This window comes from Yersinia nurmii (assembly GCF_001112925.1).
Taxonomy (GTDB): Bacteria; Pseudomonadota; Gammaproteobacteria; order Enterobacterales; family Enterobacteriaceae; genus Yersinia; species Yersinia nurmii.
Genome location: NZ_CPYD01000010.1, coordinates 83018 through 108674 on the forward strand (window position 1 = coordinate 83018; position 25657 = coordinate 108674).

Sequence of the window (25657 nt, forward strand, 5' to 3'; positions counted from 1 at the left end):
CCAACAAATAATTCTATATTATAAGCGCGCAAAAATAAGTTGTCTGGTTGATTGTCTAAATAGATTAATCAACCAGACTCGTAATATCTCTAGGGTATGGCTTCATTTAACATCTGAGTCCATCCCGCAGGATCTCCAAGATATTGTCCAGCATTAATAACCTTCATCTCACCCTTTTCATTTTGTAGAATAAAGGTCGGGAAACCTTGTCCATGTATCTTAGCTAAAAAAGCTCTGCTATTAGCAATATGCTGAGCCGTCGCTGCGCTTAAGGTTTCCTGAAATACGTGGCTAAATGACGGTCCATCTAAACCTAGTTCTGCTGCTAACTCAATCAACACTGGCGTATCTGCGATCCGACGACCTTCAAAATAATGTGCGTGCTGAATACGATGCAACATATCTAAACCGCGTTCTGTGATTATTTCTGCCGTAAGAATAGCGGTAATTGGTGGAGCCGAGTCTAGTATGGCTGAAGTATCTTTCAGCAACCCATCGAAATAGCGATCGCCAAATGGCTGTCCGGTCAGTTCTGAAATGCGCTGGTCGTGAGGCATAACATAACTACGCCACTCTGCATTTATCTGACGGCGGTTTTCTCCAGTCATCATTCCACCTCCGTGGAAACTGATGGAAAGCCCTGGTATGGCCTGCGCCGCTTTTACCAATGGTGCGGCGCCGTAGCACCATCCGCACAGTGGATCGAAAATGTAGTGTAATGTGGTACCGGACATATTTATTTCCTCGTGAATGCGTTAAATGCTGCGGACCTGGTCAATCGCAACTATTGTGGCCACTTCATTTCACCCTTTAGCACCTTTGCACTTAATTCCAAGCTAGATTCATCTTTCAGATTTGGATAATGTTTTTTCATCGCCGAAATCAATTCCGCTGAATCTTTTGCTTTCGGAATTTCAGCATTTAGCGTTGTCAGATATTTTTGTGTGAAATTCACTGATTCCAGTGTTTGTGGCGCATCACCCAGGAAATGGCCAGGTACTACTGTCACTGGTTTCAATGCCTTAATCGCATCCAGTGTTTTTAACCAATTATCCCGTGATTCAACGGTTTGGTTATCTGCTGCCCACAGGTGAATATCCCCGGAAACCGCAACGCCACCGACAACGGCTTTCAGTGCCGGAATCCATACGAAAGTACGTTCTGGCGATGGGCCATCTAAACCTTCTACGCGAATTTTTTCGCCGTCAACGGTGAAACTATTGCCTACTAACGGTTGAGGTACAATGACAGTTTTTGGTGCATTATCTTTCAAAATTCCGCCCCAATACGCAATTTTACCGTCTTTTGTTTCTTTAATTTCTTCGATAGTTTGCGGTGTTGCGATCACTTTTGCCTGAGGGAAAGCTTTGGTGATGGCATCAAGGCCGAAATAAAAATCAGGATCAGATTGGCTGATATAAATGGTGGTCAACTTTTTGCCACTATCTTTGATTTTCTTAATCAGGGCTTCTGCATCATTACGTTGGAACTGAGCATCAATCAATACAACCTCAGTTTTTCCACTGATAATTTCAGAAGAAACAGGGAAAATACTCTTCTCGCCAGGGTTATACACTTCCATTTTCAGCGGTTCCGCTGCAACGGCGGTGGAAACAGCGCCGAAAGTTGCAATGCTGGCAAAAGTCATCTGTAAAAGGGTTTTAGTAAACATATTAGTCATCCTATTGGCTGTTAGCTGCTGGGTACGGGAATGATAATAGATTGCATAACACGCAATAAAAACCGGATAATGAGCAATTGTTTGTTGCTTAAATCGGACTAATTATGGATAGAGTAACGGCCGCAGAAGTGTTTGTAGCCATCGTCGATCGGGGCAGTATGATTGCTGCCGCAGACGCGCTAGAAATGTCCCGAGCTATGGTGACACGCTATCTGGCGCAGATGGAGCAATGGGCTGGCGCCAGATTATTGCATCGGACAACGCGTAAACTCAGTTTAACTCACGCTGGAGAAACTACTCTGGAGCGTTGCCGGAAAATGCTGGCTTTGGCTAATGAAATGGATCTGGTTGATGGGGAGGAAAGTGATGTATTGCGCGGATTACTCAGGATCAGTTGTTCCCAATCCTTAGCTCAAACTGCGCTGGGCATTGCCGTAGCGGCATTTTTGCGACGTTATCCTCAGGTTGCTATTGATTTACAGATGAATAACCGCGCTATCAATTTGGTTGAGGAACGAATAGATCTGGCCATTCGTATTACCAATGAATTAGATCCTAATTTAATTGCTCGTCCGCTATCTACCTGTTATTCCGTGGTCTGTGCGGCTCCTTCTTATCTGAAAAGTAAGGGAATACCCCTAACGCCCCAGGATTTGGCTCTGCATAACTGTCTGACCTATTCTTATTTTGGCAAAAGTTTGTGGCATTTCGATCAGAAGGGGATTAAATCTTCGGTGCCGGTTAGCGGCAACCTGAGCGCTAATGAGTCGGTTGTACTGCTCAGCGGAGCTTTGGAAGGCGTAGGTATTACTCTTCAGCCCAGTTATTCGGCTATGCCACATATTGTCGCTGGCGATTTAGTCCAGCTATTGCCAGATTACCAACCTCAGGCAATGGGCATTTATGGTATTTATACTTCGCGGCGACAGATGCCTACAACGCTAAGAACTCTGCTGGACTTTTTAATTGAGTGGTTTGCGACCAGTGAACAATGGCAAGATATGATGAAATAAATTGAGTGAGTAACATTCTCGAACATATTTATATTCAGGATCAGAGGAAAGCGTTATTAGTATCTTCATATACATAGCATGGGATATATTTTTCTAACCTGATTAATTCCGCTGATCTCTGGTTTTTCTCTTGGCGTTCATGATATTTCTTTCTCGCAGAATGAGAAGATAATACTTTAATTTTATAAGGTTATGTTGATGGCCCTGCACTCGCTCTCACTCATTCTGTCATTCTCTGATACTCAATAACCCGTCGGTTTTTTTAAGCCGAGCATGAGACCTTTACATTGTTAATCCGTCAGCGTAACGGCTGAGGGATATTTTTGACTGGGAGTTTTTGTATGCCTGTTTCGTTACTGGCACTGGCGTTAAGTGCTTTTGCTATAGGTACAACCGAGTTTGTTATTATGGGATTATTGCCGGAGGTGGCCGGTGATTTACATATTTCTATACCAACAGCGGGGTGGTTAATTAGTGGTTATGCTCTGGGCGTAGCTATTGGTGCGCCGATTATGGCGGTACTCACGGCAAAATTGCCGCGTAAAAAGACGCTATTGTTGCTCATGGTTATTTTCGTAATTGGCAACGTTATGTGCGCTTTGGCGTTCAGCTACGATTTTTTGATGCTGGCTCGCATTATTACGGCGCTATGTCACGGAGCTTTCTTCGGTATTGGTGCCGTCGTAGCGGCCAATCTGGTGCCGCCTAATCGCCGGGCTTCCGCGGTAGCATTAATGTTCACCGGACTAACGCTGGCTAATGTGTTGGGCGTACCGCTGGGAACTGCGTTGGGGCAGGTATTTGGCTGGCAATCGACTTTCTGGGTTGTGGCCGCTATTGGGCTGCTATCATTGTTCGCCCTATATTCCAAACTCCCTGATTCTCAAGATGAAATACCTGCGGATTTACGTAAAGAAATCGCTGCGTTACGCGGGGTGGGGATTTGGCTGTCGTTGATGATGACAGTGCTATTTGCTGCCTCTATGTTTGCTCTGTTCACCTATATCGCACCGTTATTGACTGAAGTAACCAAGGTGTCTGCTTCTGGCGTCAGTTGGACGCTATTACTGATGGGGTTAGGTTTGACGCTTGGGAATATCGTTGGTGGTCGTTTAGCTGACTGGCGCTTGTCAGTGAGTTTGACCATGACCTTTTTGCTGATTGCCATATTCTCTACCTTATTTAGCTGGACCAGTTATTCATTGTTGGCAGCAGAAGTGACTTTGTTCTTATGGTCTGCTGCGGCATTTTCTGCCGTACCAGCGTTACAAATCAACGTTGTCACCTATGGGAAAAAAGCACCTAATCTGGTTTCTACTCTGAATATTGCTGCTTTTAACGTTGGTAACGCATTAGGTGCCTGGGTCGGTGGTGTGGTTATTGCACAAGGATTAGGATTAAATGCAGTGCCTTTGGCTGCTGCATCGCTGGCACTGCTTGGGCTGTTCTTGTGTCTCTATACTTTCAGGCGTTCGCGACTCGCTGGCGTTAACTAAGTTAGCGGGTAATGACGTTAGCCAGACGTGTTTGAACGTGTGTTATCTGCTGTTTTAGATGAGCAATAAAAGTGTCGACTAATTCGGAAGAGGGGCGGTGCAATGGCCGAACTAGACTAACTGTAAAAGGAACCTCGACGCTAAAGGGGCGCACGCAAACGCCTCGCCCATGATGGTTTGCCGCATAATCGAGTGCGGTAAGCGGATTGACTATAGATACGCCGATGCCTTCTCGTACCATTGAACAGACTGATGCTGCGCTGTGGGTTTCCATCACTAAACGGCGACTAATACCTTCTTCATTAAACAGATTATCCAGCAGTTGTCGGTAGCTATCGGTTACCGACAGGCTGATAAAATTCTCACCGTTGAAATCCTGCGGTGTTAACACCTTTTTGTTTTGCAATGGATGGTTCGCGGGCAAAACGCAAACCTCGTTGAGTGTCATCAATGTATATCGTTGGGTACCCGCAGGCGTTTGCGTATTTTCGGTTAGACCCAAATCATGATGTTGAGCCGATAACCATTCTTCCAATAACGGCGATTCCTGCGGTATCACATTCAAGCTCACTTCCGGGTAGCGATCGATAAAAGGCTTACACACTGCCGGCAGTAGTGATTGTGAAAAAACGGGTAAACAGGCAATCGAGAGTTGTGCCTGTTGGAACTGGCGAATACTGTCTGCGGCCTGCACAATACGGTCTAACCCGTAATAAGAGCGCTGTACCTCTTCGAAGAGTCTTAATCCTTGCGCGGTCGGGTAGAGTCGACCACGTACACGATCAAAAAGCTTAAGTTGAATTAATTTTTCAAAGCGAGCCAGTTCACGGCTTACCGTTGGCTGTGAGGTTTGCAAGAGCGCTGCGGCCTCAGTCAAATTGCCTGTTGTCATAACACCATGAAAAATTTCTATTTGTCGTAATGGAATAGCGGACATTATTCGCTCCTGTGCACCAGCGATTTGAGCTGTTTCAAGGCATTCAAGCTATATCATAAATGAATAGACTATGCGTAAATAGATATTTTTAATACCAAATTGAATGACTGATAATGAGTTAGCAATTAAATTAATCAGAATAGATTTACCCATAAGGAAATCCTATGCCGCGCTCTCTGACTGATACTTCCTCCGCCTTGAATGCTGAAAACTTGCTGGCATTGCCCACGCGCTTCGGATGCCCGGTTTGGGCTTATGACGGAAATATTATTGCAGAACGTATCAATCAGTTGCGTAATTTTGACGTGATACGCTTTGCGCAGAAAGCATGTTCGAATATTCATATTCTACGTTTAATGCGTGAGCAGGGGGTTAAGGTCGACTCCGTTTCATTAGGGGAAATTGAGCGAGCTTTGTTAGCCGGTTTTCAGCCAGGCCAAGAACCTGCAGAGATCGTATTTACCGCTGATTTATTGGATCAGGCGACGTTACTGCGTGTTGCCGAGTTAGATATACCGGTTAACGCTGGATCAATTGATATGCTAACTCAGCTTGGTGAGCATGCACCGGGGCATCCCGTATGGTTAAGGGTAAATCCCGGTTTTGGCCACGGGCACAGCCAGAAAACTAATACCGGTGGAGAGAACAGCAAACACGGTATCTGGCATCAAGATCTGTCTGCGGCGATAGCAGAAATCCAAAAATACTCGTTAAAACTGGTAGGTATCCATATGCATATTGGTTCTGGTGTTGATTATCAACATTTGGAACAAGTCTGTGATGCTATGGTGCGCCAGGTCATCGAATTGGATCAGGATATCAGCGCGATATCTGCCGGCGGGGGTTTATCCATTCCCTATCAGTATGGGGAGGATATTATCGATACCGAACATTATTACGGCTTATGGAATAAAGCCAGACAGCAAATTGCTGAACATTTAGGCCACCCAATTAGCCTTGAGATTGAGCCTGGCCGTTTTCTTGTTGCTGAATCAGGCGTACTGGTTGCACAAGTTAGGGCAGTAAAAAATATGGGTAGCCGTCATTATGTGTTAGTCGATGCTGGGTTTAACGATCTGATGCGACCAGCAATGTATGGTAGCTTTCACCATATTTCGTTATTACCTGCCGATGGCAGGGATATTTCCCATGAGCCTTTGATTGATTCGGTGATTGCCGGACCATTGTGTGAGTCTGGAGACGTATTTACCCAGCAAGCTGGTGGTGGGCTGGAAACCAGAGCTTTGGCTCGGGCTGTAATAGGTGATTATTTGGTGTTCCATGATACCGGGGCATATGGTGCGTCGATGTCTTCCAATTACAACAGTCGCCCACTGCTGCCAGAAGTTTTGTTTGAAAATGGGAAGCCGAGATTGATTCGCCGCCGCCAAACTATCGAAGAGCTGGTTGCCTTGGAAATGCTTTAGAGATTGATTAAGGCTGATGCTTAGGCTGCCGTTGGCGGTCTGAGCCTTGGGGTGCAAGCCCCAAATCCCTTTACCTGAATGACTCTGCCCCGATATTTTTGAATACCCGCGCTGTTGATGATAGAGCCTTAAATTACTCAGGTATTCCCCGTCACGAATTTGAGTTAGCCGCTTTGTATTTCTCAATCTAATGATTTTAAACATTAATACCTCCATTTTCTTCCTGTGAAATATGAGGTTTGCCAAGTTTTAAAGCAGAATGAAGCATTTTTTATCCCAATGGAAATTTCAGGATAAAGAATGCGAAACGCCTCGCATCTTGACGAATGAGGTATGGCGAGCGGTTTTGTCTAACAGTAATTTAGGGTTTACAGGGACCGTGAGAGACCGATTCGCGAATTTTTAACTCGCCGATGAACGGTGATAACGGATTAACACTTTTGCCATCGATTAATTTTAAAGCTTGAGTTATTGCAGCCTCTATCATCGCGTCAATAGGCAGGTATACGGTGGACAGCGCCGGCTGCAGATAGGCAGCGCTGGGTTCATCGTCAAAACCGAATAGCGAGACATCCTGGGGCATTTTCTTTCCAGCTTGATTGAACGCTTTCATAGCACCTATTGCCATATCGTCATTGCTAGCAAAAAGAGCTGTGAAATGCCGATGGTGATGCAGTAATTCATTACAGGCGGAATAGCCGCTGGCCACGCTGCTGTCGCCCTGAACAACCAGCGAATCATTACAAGGAATATCATGAACGGTCAGCGCCTGGCGATAGCCAGCCAGACGGGATAGCGCAGTCGGCGTATTAATAGGGCCAGTGATACAGGCGATATCTCTATGCCCCTGCTGGATCAGATAGCTAACGGCTTTAAACGCGGCCTGTTGCTGCTCAAAGAATACGCACCTCTCACGAGCTTGAGGTAAGTCGCGATTAACCACCATGAGCGGAGTGGGTAGGCTGGTAAGTAATGCCATCAGGTCAGCCTCAGCCATAAAGCGCGTATAGAGAATGATGGCGTCACAGCGTCTGTCTGCCAGTAGCCGGACGGCTTGTCGTTCTCCTTCTGGTGTATCGTGGCCATCAGTGACGATCAGGTGTTTACCGCTGGCTTCAGTAAGCGTGGCTGCTTGATGTAGCAGGCGACCAAAGTAAGGGCCGTTAAAATTGGAAACTACCAGACCAATGCTGTTTGAGCTTTTATTCGCTAAAGATTGGGCTAAAAAGTTAGGACGATAGCCAAGTTCGTCCATTGCCTTGAAAACTGCAGCCCGGGTGCTTTCTTTCACTTGCCCTGTGCCGTTTAATACGCGAGAAACCGTCGCTTTTGAAACGCCAGCACGTATAGAGACATCTAGCATAGTAATCATTAAGCAATAACCTCTTAGCCAGTCTGATATCCGGGGCGCGCAGTTTAACATAATAGGGATAAGTGCAGGTTACTCGGTATGTTCTGCACGATTTGGCGGATTGGTCACCGAGTGCCGACGAACCAGCGTTGGGCTGAACATATTGGTGATTTCAGGGAGTGGGGTCTGGTTAGCCAGAGCCAAAGCCAGCTCCGCAGCTTGCGTTGCCATCGCAACTACCGGGTAGCGAACAGTGGTAAGGCGAGGGCGTAAATAACGAGAAATTAGTACATCATCAAAACCAATAAGAGAGATTTCCTGTGGTACATCAATGCTGTTATCGCTAAGTACTGATAAAGCACCCGCGGCCATTGAATCGTTGTAGCAGGTAATGGCAGTGATTTGCTTGCCGCGACCTAATAACTCAGTCATTGCCTGCTCGCCGCCCAGTTCATCTGGTGTGCCATAAGCGATCAGTTTTTCATCTACGGGAATATCATGCTCGTTTAGCGCATCCAGATAGCCTTGAAGACGTTCAATAGCGTCTGAAATTTGATGATTTGAACAGATAATGCCAATGCGTTTATGACCTTGCTGAATAAGATGACGGGTTGCCAGCCAGGCACCATAACGATCGTCAAGAGCGACACAACGTGTTTCATAGCCTGCTAGTGTCCGATTGATTAAAACCATTCCTGGAATTTGTTTCATCAATGAAACAAGCTCTTCATCGGGCAGTTTTTTCGCATGTACGACTAATGCGGCACAGCGATGGCGAATCAACTGTTCAATGGCTTGCCGCTCTTTATCGGCATTATGGTAACCGTTACCAATGAGCAGAAAATTCCCTGTGGCATAGGCAACTTGCTCAACGGCCTTGACCATTGCGCCAAAAAAGGGGTCTGAAACATCGGAAACGATGAGGCCAACGGTTTCTGTTGACTGTTGTGCCAGAGCTCTGGCATTGGCATTGGGGTGATACTGTAGCTGTTCCATTGCGCTTAAAACTGCCGCGCGGGAATTTTCACTGGCTTTGGGAGATTGGTTGATTACGCGTGAAACTGTAGCAACAGACACGCCTGCCAGTTTGGCAACATCCTTAATAGTGGCCATTTCTTTTCCATAAACTTTTAGGGTAATCGCTTACATCCTTCAGTTTTGCGGAAAAAAATGCTTCTCGCAAGGGGGAGTGATCGCAACTTGACCAGATAAAACCAAATAAAACAGAAAAGAGAGCATTTTCTATTGCGACTTAAGGTTGAATGCCGAAAGGTTAGTCAAAATAGAACTTGTTTAGCTTAATTAGTTCGTTGAACTAGCTAGCTAGCTAGCTAGCTGGCGAAGGTATTTTTATCTGCAGTTTTATCTATTTTATTGATTAATATGAGAGCGCCATGACCATTACTCGTTACCCACAGCTTGCTCATTGGGGCGCTTATACCGCTGTGGTTGAAGACGGAAAACTCATTCGTTGTGAACCTTTTGCAGAAGATCCCGATCCTTCGCCGCTATTAAGCTCTATCGTACCTATGGTTTATTCTGATAAACGCATCCGAAAACCGGCGGTACGCCGTTCATGGTTGCAGAAAAGAGAGGGAAGCGATCGCACCTTACGCGGGCGGGAAGATTTCGTTGAGGTAGATTGGGATGAGGCGCTGGATCTGGTTGCGGAAGAAAACCGCCGAGTCAGAGAGCAATATGGCCCGTCTGGCTTGTTTACCGGCTCTTATGGCTGGTCTTCAGCAGGGCGACTGCACCACGCCCGTTCGCTAGTTCGGCGTTTTTACTTTAGCGGCGGTGGCGGAGTTGACCAAATGGGCAATTACAGTTGGGGGGCGGCTCAGTTTTTCCTGCCCTACGTCATTGGAACGTTTAGCCCACTGACTGGACGAGTGACTTCTTGGCCAAGCGTGGTGGAACACTGTGAGATTTTTATCGCTTTTGGCGGTTTAGCGTTAAAAAATGCGCAGGTATCATCCGGAGGCGCTGCGGAGCACTCTCTCAAACCTTGGCTGGAAAAACTGGTAAAAAAAGGCATTCCAGTCGTGAATATCAGCCCTATGCGTGATGATTGCCCGGAATTTGTAAATGCGGAATGGATACCCATTCGCCCGAATACGGATGTCGCACTGATGCTGGCACTGGCCTATGAAATTCAACGGCGTGGTGCAGAAGACGAGGCTTTCCTTCATAGTCACTGCGTTGGCTACCCACAGTTGGCGGAGTATATTCGCGGCACTCATGACGGTGTAGCCAAAACTCCGGAGTGGGCCAGCCTGATTACCGGTATTCCAGCCGATCGTATTGTCAAACTTGCACTGCAATTGATTGGTGTACGTAGTTTTATCACTTGTTCCTATTCCATCCAGCGCGCTCATCGAGGTGAACAACCTTACTGGATGATGATTGCGCTATCGGCGATGTTGGGGCAAATCGGCTTACCCGGCGGCGGATTTTCTTTTGGGCACGGCTCAATGAACGGCGTTGGGAACCCGCGCATAGATACGCCGGCACCGACTATGTCGGTAGGTAAAAATCCATCCGGGCTGGCAATCCCGGTAGCCAGAATTTGCGATATGTTGCTTCAGCCGGGGCAGAGTTACTCATTTCAAGGGGAAACCCATACCTACCCCGAGATACACTTAGTGCATTGGGCGGGAGGAAACCCCTTTCATCATCATCAGCAACTGAATCGGCTAGTGGAGGGGTGGCAAAAGCCAGATACCGTTATTGTGCAGGATATTTGGTGGACGCCAGCGGCTAAAATGGCGGATATCGTGCTACCCATTACCAGTTCTCTGGAACGCAATGATATTGGTGGTTCCTCGCGCGATCGTTATGTTTTAGCCATGCATCAGGCGATAGCTCCGCAGCATCTGGCGCGAAACGATTTTGATGTTTTTGCTGATTTAGCCGAACGTTTAGGTTATCGGGAGACTTTCACCGAGAATCGAGACGAAATCGCGTGGATCGAACATATCTATCAACAGTGCGGTGTAGCGCAGCGTGCCGAAGGCGTGGAGTGGCCGGACTTTGAAGATTTCTGGCGGCAGGGCTATGTTGGCTTGCCTGCCCCGCAGAAAGAGTTTGTTTTCTTTGAGGAGTTCCATTCGAATCCTCAGGCGTATCCGTTACAAACACCTAGCGGTAAAATCGAATTGTTCAGTGAGAAAATCGCGGGCTATCAATATGAAGATTTTGCTCCTCACGCTGAATGGAAGCCTCCGGTAGAGTGGTTGGGCAGTGTCGATGCTGAAAAATGGCCATTGCATTTGATCTCAATCCAGCCGGCGGATCGGTTACATAGCCAGCTTGATCCCGCGCCGCTGGCGCAATCAAACAAAACTGCCGGACACGAAACCTTGTATATGCATCCAGATGATGCCGCTACTCGCACTATTACTGAAGGTATGGAAGTGCTGGTTAGCAACGTTCGCGGTAGTTGTCTGGCCGGTGTGAGCTTAACGGACGGTGTGACGAGAGGCGTCGTTTTGATGGCGACCGGAGCTTGGTTTGATCCCGGTTTTGGCCAACAGCGGCATCAGATAGAACAGTCTGGAAACCCGAATGTATTAACTTTGGATATAGGGACGTCACCACTGACGCAGGGCCCAAATGCAATGAGCTGTCTGGTCGAGGTTCGAGCGTTACAATAACGTAGAGTTGGCAGGGCGGTCGATGAGAGGCCGGTAACGGAAGCCTTAAAATATGGCCGTAGTTACATGAATTAACAGCATATATCTTGTTCCTGACAAAGTTCATTGCTGGTTACACTTTGCGCGTAAATATTGCGATTATTTGCTGGCTGAGCTTTGGTTTAAGTCGGTACAGTTGATATCCCAGAGGTATTAATTGGTGAGTAATCAACATACGCTGTGTGTTAGAGCCAGTTTTTTATTTACACCGACCTACGTAGATGCGTAGGTTTTTTTTATTCTTTATTCCATGCAGATTCTCTTGTGCCGGTTAGCGGAATAAATGCTGTGATTATAGTATCCTGCATTTATCTGACTCATCGACTGATAGAGAAATGGATATGATTCTCCGCTTACTGCGTGCCCTTTTTCGTCGACTGTTTCGCGTCACCATTGAAGGTATCGGCGACCAGTTCTCCCATCAAAAAATTCTGATTACTCCTAATCATGTTTCATTTCTCGATGGAATATTATTGGCGCTGTTCTTACCTATAAAACCTGTGTTTGCCGTGTATTCCAGCGTGACGGAAAGTTGGTATATGCGGTGGCTAAAGTCTTACGTAGATTTCGTGCCGTTAGATCCAACAAAGCCTATGGCGATCAAACAGTTGGTAAGAATGGTTGAACAGGGAAAACCCGTCGTCATTTTCCCTGAAGGCCGGATTACCGTGACCGGATCATTGATGAAAATCTATGATGGTGCGGCATTTATTGCGGCTAAATCAGGTGCGACAGTGATTCCCGTGCGTTTAGAGGGGCCAGAGTTGAGTCACTTTGGCCGCCTGGGGGGGATATTTAAGCTTCAATGGTTCCCCAAAATCAGTATTTACGTCCTGCCTGTAACCCAATTAGCGATGCCTGAGGCACCTAGGGCCAAAGAGCGCCGAATTCTGGCAGGAGAAAAACTTCATGAGATTATGATGGCGGCACGCATGGCTATAGTCCCACGGGAAACGCTGTTCGAAGCTTTGCTGTCCGCCAGAGATCGTTATGGTCGCCATAAGCCCTGTATCGAAGATATCGCTTTTAAAGAAGATAGTTATCAGACGTTATTAAAGAAATCCTTGGGAGTTAGCCGGATATTACAACGTTTTACCGAATCGGGTGAGCGAGTCGGTATGCTTTTACCTAACGCAACTATTACCGCAGCGGCTATCTTCGGTGCTTCACTCAGTAGACGTATTCCGGCGTTACTTAATTACACCTCTGGTGCAAAAGGGCTGAAAAGTGCCATGACTGCGGCCAGCCTGAAAACCATTGTGACGTCACGGCAGTTCCTTGAAAAAGGGAAATTAACTCATTTACCTGAACAGGTGGAAGAGGCCAATTGGGTCTATCTGGAGGATTTAAAGGATACGGTTAGTCTTACGGATAAACTCTGGATTCTGTTCCATCTCTTTTTCCCACGTCGCGCTATGGTGGCTCAGAAAGCGGAAGATGCAGCGCTGATTCTGTTTACTTCAGGTTCGGAAGGCCATCCCAAAGGTGTCGTGCATTCTCACGGAAGTTTACTTGCCAACGTCGAGCAAATTCGCACTATTGCCGATTTTACGCCTCAAGATCGCTTTATGTCGTCATTGCCGTTGTTCCACGCTTTTGGCCTAACGGTTGGATTATTCGCGCCATTAATGACCGGTAGTCGGGTATTTCTCTATCCTAGCCCGCTGCATTATCGAGTCGTGCCAGAACTGGTCTATGATCGAAACTGTACCGTGTTGTTTGGTACTTCGACTTTTCTTGGTAATTACGCTCGTTTTGCTCATCCTTATGATTTTGCCCGCTTGCGCTATGTGGTTGCTGGCGCAGAGAAATTGGCGGAAGGAACCAAACAAATTTGGCAGGATAAATTCGGCATTCGCATCCTTGAAGGCTACGGCGTAACGGAATGCGCGCCGGTGGTGGCGATAAATGTGCCGATGGCGGCTAGAGTCGGCACGGTTGGGCGAATTCTGCCGACGATGGAAGCGCGATTGATCAAAGTTCCTGGAATTGAACAGGGTGGTCGCTTGCAATTGCGCGGACCAAATATCATGAAAGGTTATCTGCGCGTTGAAAGACCTGATGTGCTGGAGCCACCGGTAGCGGAAAATGCTGATGGTGAGCGACAGAAGGGTTGGTATGACACAGGTGATATCGTCTCAATAGATGAAAAAGGTTTTTGCACTATTCGCGGTCGAATGAAACGTTTCGCTAAGCTCGCAGGCGAGATGGTTTCTCTGGAAAGCGTTGAACAGCTGGCACTGCGGGTTTCTCCTGATTATCAACACGCGGCGGCGGCAAAATCCGATAGTGGGAAAGGCGAGGCATTGGTGTTGTTCACAACGGACAGCAACATGACTCGTGAACGTTTATCCGCCGCTGCGCGGGAAAGTGGCGTTCCGGAGTTAGCTGTTCCGCGAGATATTCGTCCGTTGAAAGTTTTGCCGTTACTTGGCAGCGGTAAACCCGATTTTGTCACTCTAGCTAAAATGGCGGAGCACCCGGAGATGGAAGCATGACCCAGCGCGTGGCAACAGGCGATAAGCCATTATTATCTCGCGGAATGATGGCTGTTTTGGCTGCGCAGTTTTTTTCGGCCTTTGGTGATAACGCGCTGTTATTCGTTACGTTGGCAGTGATTAAGCAGCAGCTTTATCCCGATTGGAGTCAGCCGATTTTACAAATGGCATTTGTCGCAACTTATATCATTTTGGCGCCCTTTGTTGGTCAGTTCGCCGATAGTTTTGCCAAAGGGCGAGTCATGATGACCGCTAATGGTCTGAAGTTAGCGGGGGCGTTAGCCATCTGTTTGGGTTTGAATCCGTTCTTTGGTTATAGCCTAGTTGGGATTGGTGCGGCAGCTTATTCACCGGCTAAATACGGTATCTTAGGAGAAATTACTTCCGGCGATCAATTGGTGAAAGCTAACGGTTTAATGGAGGCTTCAACCATTGCCGCAATTTTGATTGGCTCGGTGGCTGGAGGAATGTTAGCGGACTGGAATCTGAGTATCGCTTTAGGCGTGTGTGCGCTGGTTTACGCCGCTGCGGTGGTCGCTAACCTGTTTATTCCTCGTCTTTCCGCCGCTCGTAGTGGACAATCCTGGCGTCCGACAATGATGAGTCGTCGCTTTTTTTCTGCTTGTAAAACGCTGTGGCGAGATGGGGAAACGCGCTTCTCGCTGGTCGGAACCAGCCTTTTTTGGGGCGCGGGAGTCACTTTGCGCTTTCTACTGGTACTTTGGGTGCCGGTGGCATTGGGAATTATTGATAACGCGACGCCGACGATCCTTAACGCAACGGTAGCGGTGGGGATTGTGATCGGTGCAGCGGTGGCAGCGCGTTTTGTTACACTGAAAACGATCAGGCGCTGTATGCCTGCCGGGGTTTTGATCGGCGTTGCGGTAGCGGCATTCTCTTTGCAACAGAGTATGCCGATGGCTTATTTATTACTGGTGACGATCGGGATTCTCGGCGGCTTCTTTGTGGTGCCTCTTAATGCGTTGCTGCAAGAACGTGGAAAACATAGCGTGGGCGCGGGCAATGCTATTGCGGTGCAGAATTTAGGTGAAAATACTGCGATGCTATTAATGCTGGCGCTGTATTCGCTGGTCATCAAACTGGGCGCACAGGTGGTGGCCGTAGGCATTGGGTTCGGTGTCATCTTCGCGTTGGCTATAGCATCACTGTGGGTATGGCAGTGGCGGCAGAAACGACGTTGATATAATGATATAATTTTATATAGAAAAGGCCGTCCAATGTGACGGCCTTTTTGCATTTAGCGACCAATTACTCAAATTAAGGTGCGGGGAAAGTATAGCGAGTGTGAATTTCCTCCAGACCTTGCAAAACTTCTTCATCCAGCATCAGATCCAAGCTATCCAGATTGCTTTTCAATTGTGGCAACGTGGTTGCACCCAACAACGTGCTGGCGACAAACGGTTGTTGACGAACGAAAGCCAACGCCATTTGAGCCGGGTCCAGTCCGTGTTTTTTAGCCAGCGCCACGTATTCGGCTATGGCTAACTGTGCCTGCGGCGAAGAGTAGCGAGTAAAGCGGCTAAATAGCGTATTACGTGCCTGAGGTGGTTTGGCACCGTTCAGATACTTACCGCTAAGCGTGCCGAATGCTAGGCTGGAGTAAGCCAGCAACTCCACACCTTCGTGCTGACTGATTTCGGCCAGACCTACCTCAAAGCTGCGATTTAACAAACTGTAAGGATTTTGGATAGAAACGATTCGCGGCAGGTCGTGCTTTTCTGCTAATTGCAGATAGCGCATCACACCCCAAGGGGTTTCATTAGACACGCCGATATAGCGGATTTTACCTGCGCGTACCTGTTCTGCTAGCGCCTCTAGCGTTTCCAGCAGTGTGACCGTGGCGGTTTCCTGCGCGTAGCGGTAATTCAGTTTGCCAAAGCAGTTGGTTTCCCGCTGTGGCCAATGTAATTGATAGAGATCGAGATAATCGGTATTGAGGCGTTTAAGGCTGGCATCCAGCGCAATGCGGATATTTTTGCGATCCAATGCCATCGCAGGGCGAATGGGTTGATCGTTTCCGCGTGACGGGCCAGAAATCTTGCTTGCTAGGATCACTTTTTCGCGACAACCGCGGGCTTTAAGCCAGCTACCTATATATTGCTCAGTCAGTCCCTGAGTTTCAGGTTTTGGCGGTACTGGGTACATCTCGGCGGTATCGATCAGGTTAACACCTGCAGAGATGGCGTAATCCAGTTGAGCATGGGCATCGGCTTCGCTGTTTTGCTCACCAAAGGTCATGGTGCCCAGACCCAGCAGGCTCACTTCTAAAGAACTGTGGGGGATACGGTGATATTGCATTGCCGACCTTCCTTAATGTCCGAAATTATCAGGCGAAAATAAAACGGCCTTATCCGACTATATCGAAGCCGTAGATATGGGGGAAGGGCATGAGATGAATGTGAGTAAAAAAGAGTGACGCGGGTGCATAAGGTCGCACCCGCAGAAATTAGGTTTAAATATGATTGATTTTATTCTTTTTGCCACGCAGCAGGTTCAGCGTTTCAACGCCCATAGAGAAGAACATGGCGAAGTAAATGTAGCCTTTCGGAACGTGGATTTGAACGCTTTCCAGCATCAAGGTGAAGCCCACTAAAATCAGGAATGCCAGTGCCAGCATTTTGACGGAAGGATGACGGTTAACAAATTCACCAATAGGTCTGGCGGCAAACATCATCACACCCACGGAAATAACCACCGCTGCCATCATAATAAAGAGATGATCGGAAAGTCCTACCGCAGTAATAACAGAATCCAGACTGAAGATAATATCTAACAGCATGATTTGTACGATGGCACCAAAGAATGTGCTGACATTGCTTTGATGATCGTTATCGCTGCCTTCTACGGTTTCGTGGATTTCTTTGCTGGCTTTCCAAATCAGGAAGAGTCCACCGAGTAACAAAATCAAATCCCGTGCGGAAACCCCATGATCCATCAACGTAAATAATGGATTAGTCAGGCGAATAACCCAGGCGATAGAGGCCAGTAATGCCAAACGCATTAACATGGCACCAGCCAGTCCAATGCGACGAGCTTTGTTTTGCTGAGCTTTAGGTAATTTTGCTACGACCAGAGAAAGGAAAATAATATTGTCGATACCCAGAACAATTTCCAGAATCGTCAACGTGCCCAGTGCCAGCCAGGCATTTGGATCAGCAATCCATTCAAACATTGCGCTTACACACCTTAAAAAATACAAGAATGTAATTATACGCTGTTATTAACGGATCATAACCTCAGGATGGCTCAGAACAATCTTTAAAGCAGGAAATGCCGAGCTAGCAAGGGCGCAGTGAAGGTTTTCTTTAGGTAGAACCCGCGCGGCAACGTCAGAATTGGCTGGCCTTTTTCGCCGACAGCTTCGGTTAAGGCTCGGCTATTCGCCGCTTTGGGACGCAATTGCAATACTTCACCGTGGCGGGCAGTGATGCTTTCCACCTTACCTAACACAATCAGATCCATTAATTCTTCCCAATCGCGGCGCAGCAGTTCTTCTTCTTCTGCGTTTGGACTCCACAACAATGGCGCACCGATGCGACGTTCGGCGAGTGGAATTTGTCGTTCACCTTCAACCGGAATCCATAAAACCCGCGCCAGTTTATGGCGAACATGGCTACTTTCCCAGGTTACGCCGCTATTTCCGGTTAAGGGCGCGACGCATACAAATGTCGTTTCTAACGGTTTACCTTGTGCACTGATTGGGATTGTTTTTAGCTCAATGCCAATGTTTGCAAAATCCTGTTCGGGCTTACTGCCAGCGCTGGCGCCTAAATAAAACTCCAATAGCATACCAATCCACCCCTTATCACGCTTTAGATTCGCAGGAATAGGCCTGTCAGCGCGGGCGGCAAGTTCTCCTAGCGTGAAGCCTGCCAGCGCCTGAGCGCGCTCCACAAGCTGTTGTTCGTCTACCGGTGGTGCTGGGGGATGTGAATAAACCGACATAGTGAAAAAACCCATCAGAATGGATTAAAAAATGTACTGCTTTTATTCACCGCAGCAAACTTTAATTATCGCTGTGAATGAAAATTAATAATAGCATGATTTAACAGTGGTTTTTTAGCACTTAAACTGGGCTGTGATTTTATTTTCATCGATTTGTACACTAGCTACCAGCAACAATGAACAGGATCTTACACCTATTTATCCACAGATTTGTGGGATAACCTAGTTGAAACACGAATACTGGTTCAATTTACAGCCTTGACGCAGGGCTTTTTTGCGAGTTTAGCCATTTTTTGTGTAACTTAGCCGCATTATCTGTGGATAAAAACCGCATTGGTGGATCTTTAATCAGCCAAGGATCTTAAACGGACATAGATCACATTTTTGCACTTTACTTACACCCTGTGTATAACTTAATTTAATGAAAAATATGAATTAATTTGTTTTTGGTTATTCATCTATAATTTACTTAAAATGAGTTGTACCCGTCTTACCCCTGAGTTCTGCACACATATATCCACAGAAAAAGTGAATAAAATTGGCCGAGCCTGACCGAGGGTGTTTATAACTTTGCCAATATCTGTGAGTTATCCCAAGGTCATGGTGTTTCAATCACTGATAAGCAGTGGTTTACCGCCTGTTGGTAGTGTGAAACAATCAGAGCATCTTTGAGTATTAAGCTTATCGAGGTAGTCCGGTGATCGATGATGATGGCTACCGCCCGAACGTGGGTATTGTAATTTGTAATAGGCAGGGACAGGTGTTGTGGGCCAGACGTTACGGTCAGCACTCTTGGCAGTTTCCTCAAGGAGGAATCAACCCTGGCGAAACGCCGGAACAGGCGATGTACCGCGAACTGTTTGAAGAAGTCGGACTGAATAAAAAGGACGTCCGAATACTGGCTTCAACCCGTAACTGGCTGCGTTATAAATTACCGAAACGTTTGGTGCGTTGGGATACAAAGCCGGTTTGCATCGGCCAAAAGCAGAGATGGTTTTTACTGCAGTTAATGTGTAACGATGCCGATATCAATATGCAGCGCAGCAGTACGCCAGAATTTGATGGTTGGCGCTGGGTGAGCTACTGGTATCCGGTTCGTCAGGTGGTGTCATTCAAACGGGATGTCTACCGCCGCGTGATGAAGGAATTTGCTGCTACAGTGATGCCTATGCAGGAGGTGACTCCGCCGCGGACACCACCCGCTTATCGTCGGAAAAGAGGTTAAGTTATCCAATCATGCTCACGCGTTTACGAGAAGTCGTAGAGAAAGTTGCGATGGCAGCCAGCCTGACGGATGCGTTAGAGCTGTTGGTCAATGAAACCTGTCTGGCGATGGACACGGAAGTTTGCTCAATTTATCTGGCAGATAATGACCGTCGTTGTTATTACCTAATGGCGACCCGAGGTTTGAAAAAGCCTCGGGGTCGCACTATTACGCTGGCTTTTGATGAAGGCGTGGTGGGATTGGTCGGGCGGCTGGCTGAACCAATCAACTTGGCTGATGCACAAAGCCACCCCAGTTTTAAGTATGTCCCGCAGGTAAAAGAAGATAGCTTCCGCGCTTTTCTCGGTGTTCCCATTATTTATCGTCGGCAATTGCTCGGCGTGCTAGTGGTGCAGCAGCGTGAACATCGTCAATTCGATGAAAGCGAAGAATCATTTATGGTCACGCTGGCCACACAGTTGGCGGCGATCCTATCTCAATCTCAGCTCAACGCTATTTTTGGTCAATATCGTCAGACTCGCATTCGGGCACTGGCTGCCGCGCCGGGCGTGGCGGTTGCAGAAGGTTGGCAGGACACTACCCAGCCTTCACTGGATCAGGTTTACAAAGCCTCAACGTTGGATAGTGCGCGTGAGCGTGAACGCTTAACTCAGGCATTGGAAGAAGCGGCGGCCGAGTTCCGTCGTTTCAGTAAACGTTTTGCCGCTAGTTCCCAGAAAGAAAGTGCGGCTATTTTTGACCTTTACTCCCACTTATTAAACGACGCTCGCCTTAAGCGGGAGTTGTTTGCTGAAATTGACGCCGGTTCCGTTGCAGAATGGGCGGTCAAGCAAGTTGTGGAGCAGTTTGCTGCTCAGTTTGCCAGCTTGCAAGACACTTATATGCGTGAAAGAGCTGGCGATCTGCGTGCTTTGGGGCAGCGTTTACTCTTCCATCTTGATGACAGCACCTCCGGCGCGAGCCAGTGGCCTGAGCGGTTTATTCTTGTCGCTGATGAATTAACAGCGACTTTGTTAGCTGAAGTTCCTCAGGATCGTTTGGTGGGCGTAGTGGTGCGCGATGGTGCCGCAAATTCGCACGCGGCGATTCTGGTGCGCGCCATGGGTATTCCGACCGTAATGGGGGCGGATATTCAGCCATCCCTATTAAGCCAGAGATTATTGATTGTTGATGGCTATCGCGGCGAAATTTTGGTGGATCCAGAGCCGGTGCTGGTGCAGGAATACCAGCGTCTGGTTAACGAAGAAATTGAGCTGAGCAAGCTGGCCGAAGACGATGTTGAGCAACCCGCTGAGCTGAAAAGTGGCGAACGTATTCAGGTGTTACTCAATGCGGGTTTAAGTCCGGAACATGAGCAATTGCTCGGCGGGCGCGTCGATGGCGTCGGGCTATATCGTACAGAAATTCCTTTTATGCTCCAGAGCGGCTTTCCTTCCGAAGAAGAGCAGGTAGCGCAGTATCAGGGCATGTTACAGCTTTATCCGCAAAAACCGGTCACACTCAGAACGCTGGATATTGGCGCAGACAAACAGCTGCCTTATATGCCGATCAGCGAGGAAAATCCGTGTCTGGGCTGGCGTGGGATAAGGATCACGCTGGATCAGCCGGAGATCTTTCTGATTCAGGTACGGGCGATGTTAAGGGCCAATGCCGGTACCGGCAATCTGGGTATTTTGCTGCCAATGATCACCAGTCTGGAAGAGGTGGATGAAGCGAAGCGCTTGATCGATCGAGCCGGACGGGAAGTGGAAGAAGCGCTGGGTTATGAATTACCAAAGCCGCGCTTAGGCGTGATGATCGAAGTACCGGCGATGATCTTTATGTTGCCGTACCTGAAATCTCGGGTAGATTTTATTTCGGTTGGCACCAATGACTTAACCCAATATCTGTTGGCTGTTGATCGGAATAATACGCGAGTTGCTTCGCTGTATGACAGTTTGCATCCGGCCATGCTGCAAGTGCTGCGGCAAATATTGGTGCAGGCGACCGGTTCCGGTTTACAGGTCAGTTTATGCGGTGAAATGGCTGGAGATCCTATGGGCGCTTTACTGCTAGTAGGTTTAGGCTATCGTCAATTGAGTATGAATGGACGCAGCGTAGCGCGAATTAAATACCTGCTGCGTAATGTTGATCTGGCCGAAGCGGAAGCTTTGGCAGAGCGTGTATTGACGGCACAAATGACCACCGATGTGCGTCATTTAACTGCCGCATTTATGGAACGCCGTGGTTTGGGCGGGCTGATTCGTGGTGGAAAATAGCTGAGTAGCCAGAGGGCGGTGGGAATATTCGCCGTCATTGTTTACAGAACTTTTCCCTTTGCCGTTCCCCTGAATGTCGCCTGCCTATGCTATCATGCGCTCCCTGCAGCCCCCAATTTGGGGAAAAATCCTAGACATATTGTGGTGATAGATGAGCAACAGCTATCTGGCGTTTCCTAATATTGATCCGATCATTTTCTCCATCGGGCCAGTGTCTCTCCATTGGTACGGTTTAATGTATTTGGTGGGCTTCGTTTTTGCCATGTGGTTGGCGGTTCGCCGTGCAAACAAGCCTGGCAGTGGCTGGACCAGAGATGAAGTTGAAAATTTATTGTATGCCGGTTTTGTCGGCGTGTTCGTCGGTGGGCGTTTAGGCTATGTCCTGTTTTATAACCTGCCGATGTTTATTGATAACCCGCTTTACCTGTTTAAAGTCTGGGATGGCGGTATGTCGTTCCACGGCGGGCTGGTCGGCGTTATCTGCGTCATGTTGTGGTTTGCCCATCGCACAAAACGCCATTTCTTCCAGGTTTCCGATTTTATAGCGCCACTGATTCCATTCGGTTTAGGCGCCGGTCGCTTAGGTAACTTTATTAACGGGGAACTCTGGGGACGAGTGACCACGGATACTCCGTGGGCGATGTTGTTCCCAACCTCACGTAGTGAAGATATTGCGCTGGCAGCTACCGATCCTCAGTTACAAAGCATTCTGTTCCAGTATGGAGTGTTGCCACGCCATCCGTCTCAGCTATATGAAATGATTCTGGAAGGTGTAGTCCTATTTATTATCCTGAATCTGTTTATCCGCAAACCGCGCCCAATGGGCAGCGTATCGGGGCTGTTCCTGATTGGTTACGGCTTCTTCCGTATTGTGGTGGAGTGTTTCCGCCAGCCAGATGCGCAACTTGGTCTGTTCGACGGTGTAATCAGCATGGGGCAGATTTTGTCTGTGCCAATGATTGTGGCCGGTATTATTATGATGATTTGGGCGTACCGCCGTCCTCAGCAACAACTTTCGTGAGGTGACATGAAACAGTATCTGGATTTGATGAAAAAAGTGCTCGATGAGGGCACCCCAAAAGCTGACCGTACGGGAACCGGTACTCTGTCGATTTTCGGGCATCAGATGCGTTTCAATTTGCAGGAAGGCTTCCCGCTGGTCACCACCAAGCGTTGCCATTTGCGCTCCATTATTCATGAACTGCTTTGGTTCCTGAATGGGGATACCAACATTGGTTACCTGAAGGATAATAACGTTTCTATCTGGGATGAATGGGCGGATGAAAACGGTGATTTAGGCCCGGTATATGGTAAGCAATGGCGGGCGTGGGGAGCGGCAGACGGTCGCAAAATCGACCAGTTAAGTAAAGTTGTGGAGCAGCTAAAACAAGATCCGGATTCACGCCGCATCATAGTTTCTGCCTGGAACGTTGGCGAGCTGGATCAAATGGCGCTGGCACCTTGCCATGCTTTCTTCCAGTTCTACGTGGCCGATGGCAAGCTTTCGTGCCAGCTGTATCAGCGTTCTTGCGATGTGTTCCTCGGTTTGCCGTTTAATATTGCCAGTTACGCGCTGTTGGTGCATATGATGGCGCAACAGTGTGATTTGGAAGTTGGCGATTTTGTCTGGACGGGCGGGGATACTCACCTGTACAGCAATCATATAGAACAAACGCATTTGCAACTGAGTCGTGAGCCGCGTGCTTTGCCGAAGCTGGTGATCAAACGTAAACCTGATTCGCTGTTTGACTATCGTTTTGAAGATTTTGACATTGAAGGCTACGATCCGTATCCGGGGATTAAAGCTCCAATAGCTATTTAATCATCAATACGACGGCCATAACTTATTTGTTTAATAATGAGTCTCAGAATAAAGCGGAGCCAAACGGCTCCGTTTTTTATTTCTCCCCAGTCCTTTCTATTTTCATTCTTCAGTATAGAAATGCGTGTTGCTACGCAGATTGACGACCGCCATTACACCGCCATTAAAGAGGTTGCGAAGCCTCTTCAGATTGCTCATTTTACCTCTGGTTTCATTTGGTGACTTCCTTAAACTCGCCGGATGAAAACGAATGTATGTATGAAACAACGCGGGTTTAGCCTGATTGAATGGCTACTGGTGCTGGCTCTGCTAGCTTACATCTCGGTTAGCGGTTTTCAACATTGGAGCCATTATCAGCAGCGGGAGAGGCTAGAGATAACCGCTCGGCAGTTACTAGGCTTTTTAACTCGCTTGCAGGCTGACGCGTTTTGGTTGAATAGGCCGGCATTGCTCTGGCACAGCGTTGCTGATACCTGGTGTATCGGTAGCGGGGAGCCGCCACTGAATGGGTGTCAGTCGCAGGATGGATGGTTATTCATGCCCGATTACTCAGACATTACCTTGGTTGAGTTAACGCCTGAGAGCCTTGGGTTTTATGGGCTAAGGAACACGGCGCAGCCGGGACGAATAATTCTGGCTAATGCTGCAGGTCGTATTCGGTTAGTTATTTCGAATCATGGACGAATCAGATTGTGCGGAGAGAAACATGCTCAGGCTAGGATACCGTTATGTTAGTCACTGACCCTAATCTTCGAACGAAAAGAAGCCGATATTTAGGTTGTTGTTTCCCTGATGGATTCAGCTTGCCGGAAATGATGGTTGCCTTGATCTTGGGCAGCATGATGGTGTTAAGCAGTGTGAATATTTATCCTCAACTACGCCAGCGGCTAACGGCAGTTTATCAGCATTATCGGCTGGAATTATCAATGCAACGGGTTATCTCAATCATTGAAAAAGATCTTCGCCGAGCCGGATTCTGCAATGGGTTCTGTCAAGGGAGGCGGTTATTTCTGGGGCAGTATTCAGGAGAGAAAGCCAATTCTTGCGTCATTGTGGCTTACGATCTGAATCGAAACGGTCTGTGGGAGGGGGGAAAGCATAAGCATTCCGAGTATTTTGGCTATCGACTACGCAAAAATCAGCTGGAAAGTGCTCGCGGGGAAACTGATTGTCAAAGTAGTGGGTGGGAAAGGTTATTTGATGCAACAGAAGTTTTTATCACTGGCTTTGACGTACAGCGAGAATATATTCCGTTGAGAGGAAACCTTTTAACCCTTAGTTTATCTGGGCAGGTAGGGAAGCGATCACAGGTACAGCACGGGTTGCAGCGTAGAGTCAGAGTATACAACCTATGAGAAAATCTTCGCAGAACGGTAGCGCCATACTGATGACGATTACTTTCATTTTTGCTCTGAGCCTATTGTTGCTTCAGGCCATGCATAGGCAGTTAGATAATCTGTTACTGATTAGCCGTAATGAGCAACATTACCTGCGTAGCTATAACCTAGCGATTTCCGCCCTGAGTTGGGGAATAAACCAGAGATGGCCTTTGCATCAGTTCGCGAACACTCGGCAGAGTAAAAAATTCTGGCACTGTCAGGAGCATCTTTCCGAGGCATTGAGGGTTTGTATTAAAGCGAGTGTTACCCCAAATATCTTCGTATTAAGGGGGGAAGGGTTGGTGAACCACCACGGGCAAAAAATAGATCTCTATCAGCGAGTTGCTCCAGACAATGTGCAAGTTTCGCCGGAGGGACATCATATTGTTGGTATCGCTCAGGGTTGGCTGGATTTTTGCCCGGAAAAGGAGAGGGGATTTTGCTCTGGCTAATAGCAATCTCTAGCAGGAAAAATAAGGCCATGGAGAGGCACTTCATCAATGAAAACAGTCAGCAGGGTTTTAGCATACCTGAGGTCATGATAGCGGTTTTGTTATTGTCAGTTTCCTTACTCGGAGTATTGCAATATCACCAAATATTAGTGCAGGGTTTTTATCGGGAATGGCATGGAAAACAGGCGTGGCTTTTAGCTCAGTATGAGACCGAGTCTTTTATGACCAGAGGACTTGCAGAGTCAATGAGTTGGCCACCGACGACAGGTTGGCAGGGTACAGGCTGGCAACATAATAGTGTGATTACACAGGTTGATGACTTGTGCGAGAGGTTAAGCGTTGAGATTCTCACGCCGCAGCGGCAGCGAGTCGAGCTTTATCGGCTTTACTGCTATCGGGGAAGTCAGGGGTTATGAATCTCTTATAGGTTTATAACCTGTTACATTAGGCTATGTCA

General features: G+C 47.7%; 22 protein-coding genes. 14 read left to right on the forward strand and 8 right to left on the reverse strand.

The genetic code is table 11. The annotated features are described in order from the left end of the window. Positions 1 to 89: 89 nt before the first annotated feature. Both AD970_RS13125 and AD970_RS13130 read right to left on the reverse strand, forming a co-directional pair. On the reverse strand, positions 90 to 734 hold the full coding sequence (locus tag AD970_RS13125; protein WP_049599798.1) for a DsbA family protein: 645 nt from the start codon (positions 732 to 734) through the stop codon (positions 90 to 92). 50 nt (positions 735 to 784) lie between these two features. Beyond that, positions 785 to 1672 carry an MBL fold metallo-hydrolase gene (locus tag AD970_RS13130; RefSeq protein WP_049599801.1) on the reverse strand — a complete coding sequence of 296 codons (888 nt, stop codon included), beginning with the start codon at positions 1670 to 1672 and terminating at the stop codon, positions 785 to 787. Between the two features lie 113 nt (positions 1673 to 1785). Here AD970_RS13130 and AD970_RS13135 point away from each other — a divergent pair, with 113 nt between their 5' ends. Both AD970_RS13135 and AD970_RS13140 read left to right on the forward strand, forming a co-directional pair. Then, entirely contained in the window at positions 1786 to 2694 is a 909-nt protein-coding gene (locus tag AD970_RS13135) for a LysR family transcriptional regulator (protein WP_049599804.1), read from the forward strand. A gap of 341 nt (positions 2695 to 3035) precedes the next feature. Next, positions 3036 to 4190, forward strand: a complete 1155-nt coding sequence (locus AD970_RS13140) for an MFS transporter (RefSeq protein WP_049599807.1) — start codon at positions 3036 to 3038, stop codon at positions 4188 to 4190. 1 nt (position 4191) lies between these two features. On the opposite strand, the gene AD970_RS13145 is transcribed toward AD970_RS13140, so the two are convergent. Then, positions 4192 to 5127 carry a LysR family transcriptional regulator gene (locus AD970_RS13145; protein ID WP_049599810.1) on the reverse strand — a complete coding sequence of 312 codons (936 nt, stop codon included), beginning with the start codon at positions 5125 to 5127 and terminating at the stop codon, positions 4192 to 4194. Positions 5128 to 5291: 164 nt separating this feature from the next. On the opposite strand from AD970_RS13145, the gene lysA reads away from it, so the two are divergent. After that, entirely contained in the window at positions 5292 to 6554 is a 1263-nt protein-coding gene (lysA, locus tag AD970_RS13150; RefSeq protein WP_049599813.1) for a diaminopimelate decarboxylase, read from the forward strand. Between the two features lie 361 nt (positions 6555 to 6915). On the opposite strand, the gene AD970_RS13155 is transcribed toward lysA, so the two are convergent. Together AD970_RS13155 and galR are read right to left on the reverse strand one after the other, a co-directional pair. Beyond that, entirely contained in the window at positions 6916 to 7926 is a 1011-nt protein-coding gene (locus AD970_RS13155) for a LacI family DNA-binding transcriptional regulator (RefSeq protein ID WP_049599815.1), read from the reverse strand. 69 nt (positions 7927 to 7995) lie between these two features. After that, positions 7996 to 9018 carry an HTH-type transcriptional regulator GalR gene (galR, locus tag AD970_RS13160; protein ID WP_049599817.1) on the reverse strand — a complete coding sequence of 341 codons (1023 nt, stop codon included), beginning with the start codon at positions 9016 to 9018 and terminating at the stop codon, positions 7996 to 7998. A 281-nt stretch (positions 9019 to 9299) separates the two neighbouring features. Between galR and AD970_RS13165 the strand changes: the two genes are divergently transcribed. From AD970_RS13165 to lplT, 3 genes are all read left to right on the forward strand, one after another. After that, positions 9300 to 11561 (forward strand): molybdopterin guanine dinucleotide-containing S/N-oxide reductase, encoded by a 2262-nt coding sequence (locus tag AD970_RS13165; RefSeq protein ID WP_049599821.1) that lies wholly within the window; start codon positions 9300 to 9302, stop codon positions 11559 to 11561. 380 nt (positions 11562 to 11941) lie between these two features. Then, positions 11942 to 14098 (forward strand): bifunctional acyl-ACP--phospholipid O-acyltransferase/long-chain-fatty-acid--ACP ligase, encoded by a 2157-nt coding sequence (aas, locus tag AD970_RS13170; RefSeq protein ID WP_049600008.1) that lies wholly within the window; start codon positions 11942 to 11944, stop codon positions 14096 to 14098. Further along, a complete protein-coding gene (gene lplT / locus AD970_RS13175; RefSeq protein WP_049599824.1) occupies positions 14095 to 15300 on the forward strand; it encodes a lysophospholipid transporter LplT in 1206 nt (401 codons plus the stop codon). Before aas ends, lplT begins: the two co-directional genes overlap by 4 nt. Positions 15301 to 15376: 76 nt before the next feature. Here the strand turns inward: lplT and AD970_RS13180 are convergent, their stop codons facing one another. From AD970_RS13180 to mutH, 3 genes are all read right to left on the reverse strand, one after another. Further along, on the reverse strand, positions 15377 to 16417 hold the full coding sequence (locus AD970_RS13180; RefSeq protein WP_049599826.1) for an NADP(H)-dependent aldo-keto reductase: 1041 nt from the start codon (positions 16415 to 16417) through the stop codon (positions 15377 to 15379). 154 nt (positions 16418 to 16571) lie between these two features. After that, entirely contained in the window at positions 16572 to 17291 is a 720-nt protein-coding gene (locus AD970_RS13185) for a TerC family protein (protein WP_049599828.1), read from the reverse strand. Between the two features lie 86 nt (positions 17292 to 17377). After that, complete coding sequence (gene mutH, locus AD970_RS13190) at positions 17378 to 18064, reverse strand: DNA mismatch repair endonuclease MutH (protein WP_049599831.1); 687 nt, start codon at positions 18062 to 18064, stop codon at positions 17378 to 17380. Between the two features lie 697 nt (positions 18065 to 18761). Between mutH and rppH the strand changes: the two genes are divergently transcribed. From rppH to AD970_RS13230, 8 genes are all read left to right on the forward strand, one after another. Then, complete coding sequence (gene rppH, locus AD970_RS13195) at positions 18762 to 19289, forward strand: RNA pyrophosphohydrolase (protein ID WP_049599834.1); 528 nt, start codon at positions 18762 to 18764, stop codon at positions 19287 to 19289. An 11-nt stretch (positions 19290 to 19300) separates the two neighbouring features. Beyond that, complete coding sequence (gene ptsP / locus AD970_RS13200; protein WP_049599836.1) at positions 19301 to 21547, forward strand: phosphoenolpyruvate--protein phosphotransferase; 2247 nt, start codon at positions 19301 to 19303, stop codon at positions 21545 to 21547. Positions 21548 to 21698: 151 nt separating this feature from the next. After that, the gene (lgt, locus tag AD970_RS13205) at positions 21699 to 22568 is read left to right on the forward strand and encodes a prolipoprotein diacylglyceryl transferase (RefSeq protein WP_049599839.1); all 870 of its coding nucleotides are present in this window, start codon (positions 21699 to 21701) and stop codon (positions 22566 to 22568) included. 6 nt (positions 22569 to 22574) lie between these two features. After that, positions 22575 to 23369, forward strand: coding sequence for a thymidylate synthase (gene thyA / locus AD970_RS13210; RefSeq protein ID WP_049599842.1), 795 nt, complete (start codon positions 22575 to 22577; stop codon positions 23367 to 23369). 258 nt (positions 23370 to 23627) lie between these two features. Beyond that, positions 23628 to 24104 (forward strand): prepilin peptidase-dependent protein, encoded by a 477-nt coding sequence (locus tag AD970_RS13215; protein WP_235786932.1) that lies wholly within the window; start codon positions 23628 to 23630, stop codon positions 24102 to 24104. After that, entirely contained in the window at positions 24098 to 24724 is a 627-nt protein-coding gene (locus AD970_RS13220; protein WP_072080648.1) for a prepilin peptidase-dependent protein, read from the forward strand. Before AD970_RS13215 ends, AD970_RS13220 begins: the two co-directional genes overlap by 7 nt. After that, a complete protein-coding gene (locus AD970_RS13225; protein WP_049599848.1) occupies positions 24721 to 25200 on the forward strand; it encodes a YgdB family protein in 480 nt (159 codons plus the stop codon). The genes AD970_RS13220 and AD970_RS13225 overlap by 4 nt, the downstream gene beginning before the upstream one ends. A 29-nt stretch (positions 25201 to 25229) precedes the next feature. Beyond that, the gene (locus AD970_RS13230; protein ID WP_072080651.1) at positions 25230 to 25616 is read left to right on the forward strand and encodes a prepilin-type N-terminal cleavage/methylation domain-containing protein; all 387 of its coding nucleotides are present in this window, start codon (positions 25230 to 25232) and stop codon (positions 25614 to 25616) included. Positions 25617 to 25657: the final 41 nt, after the last annotated feature.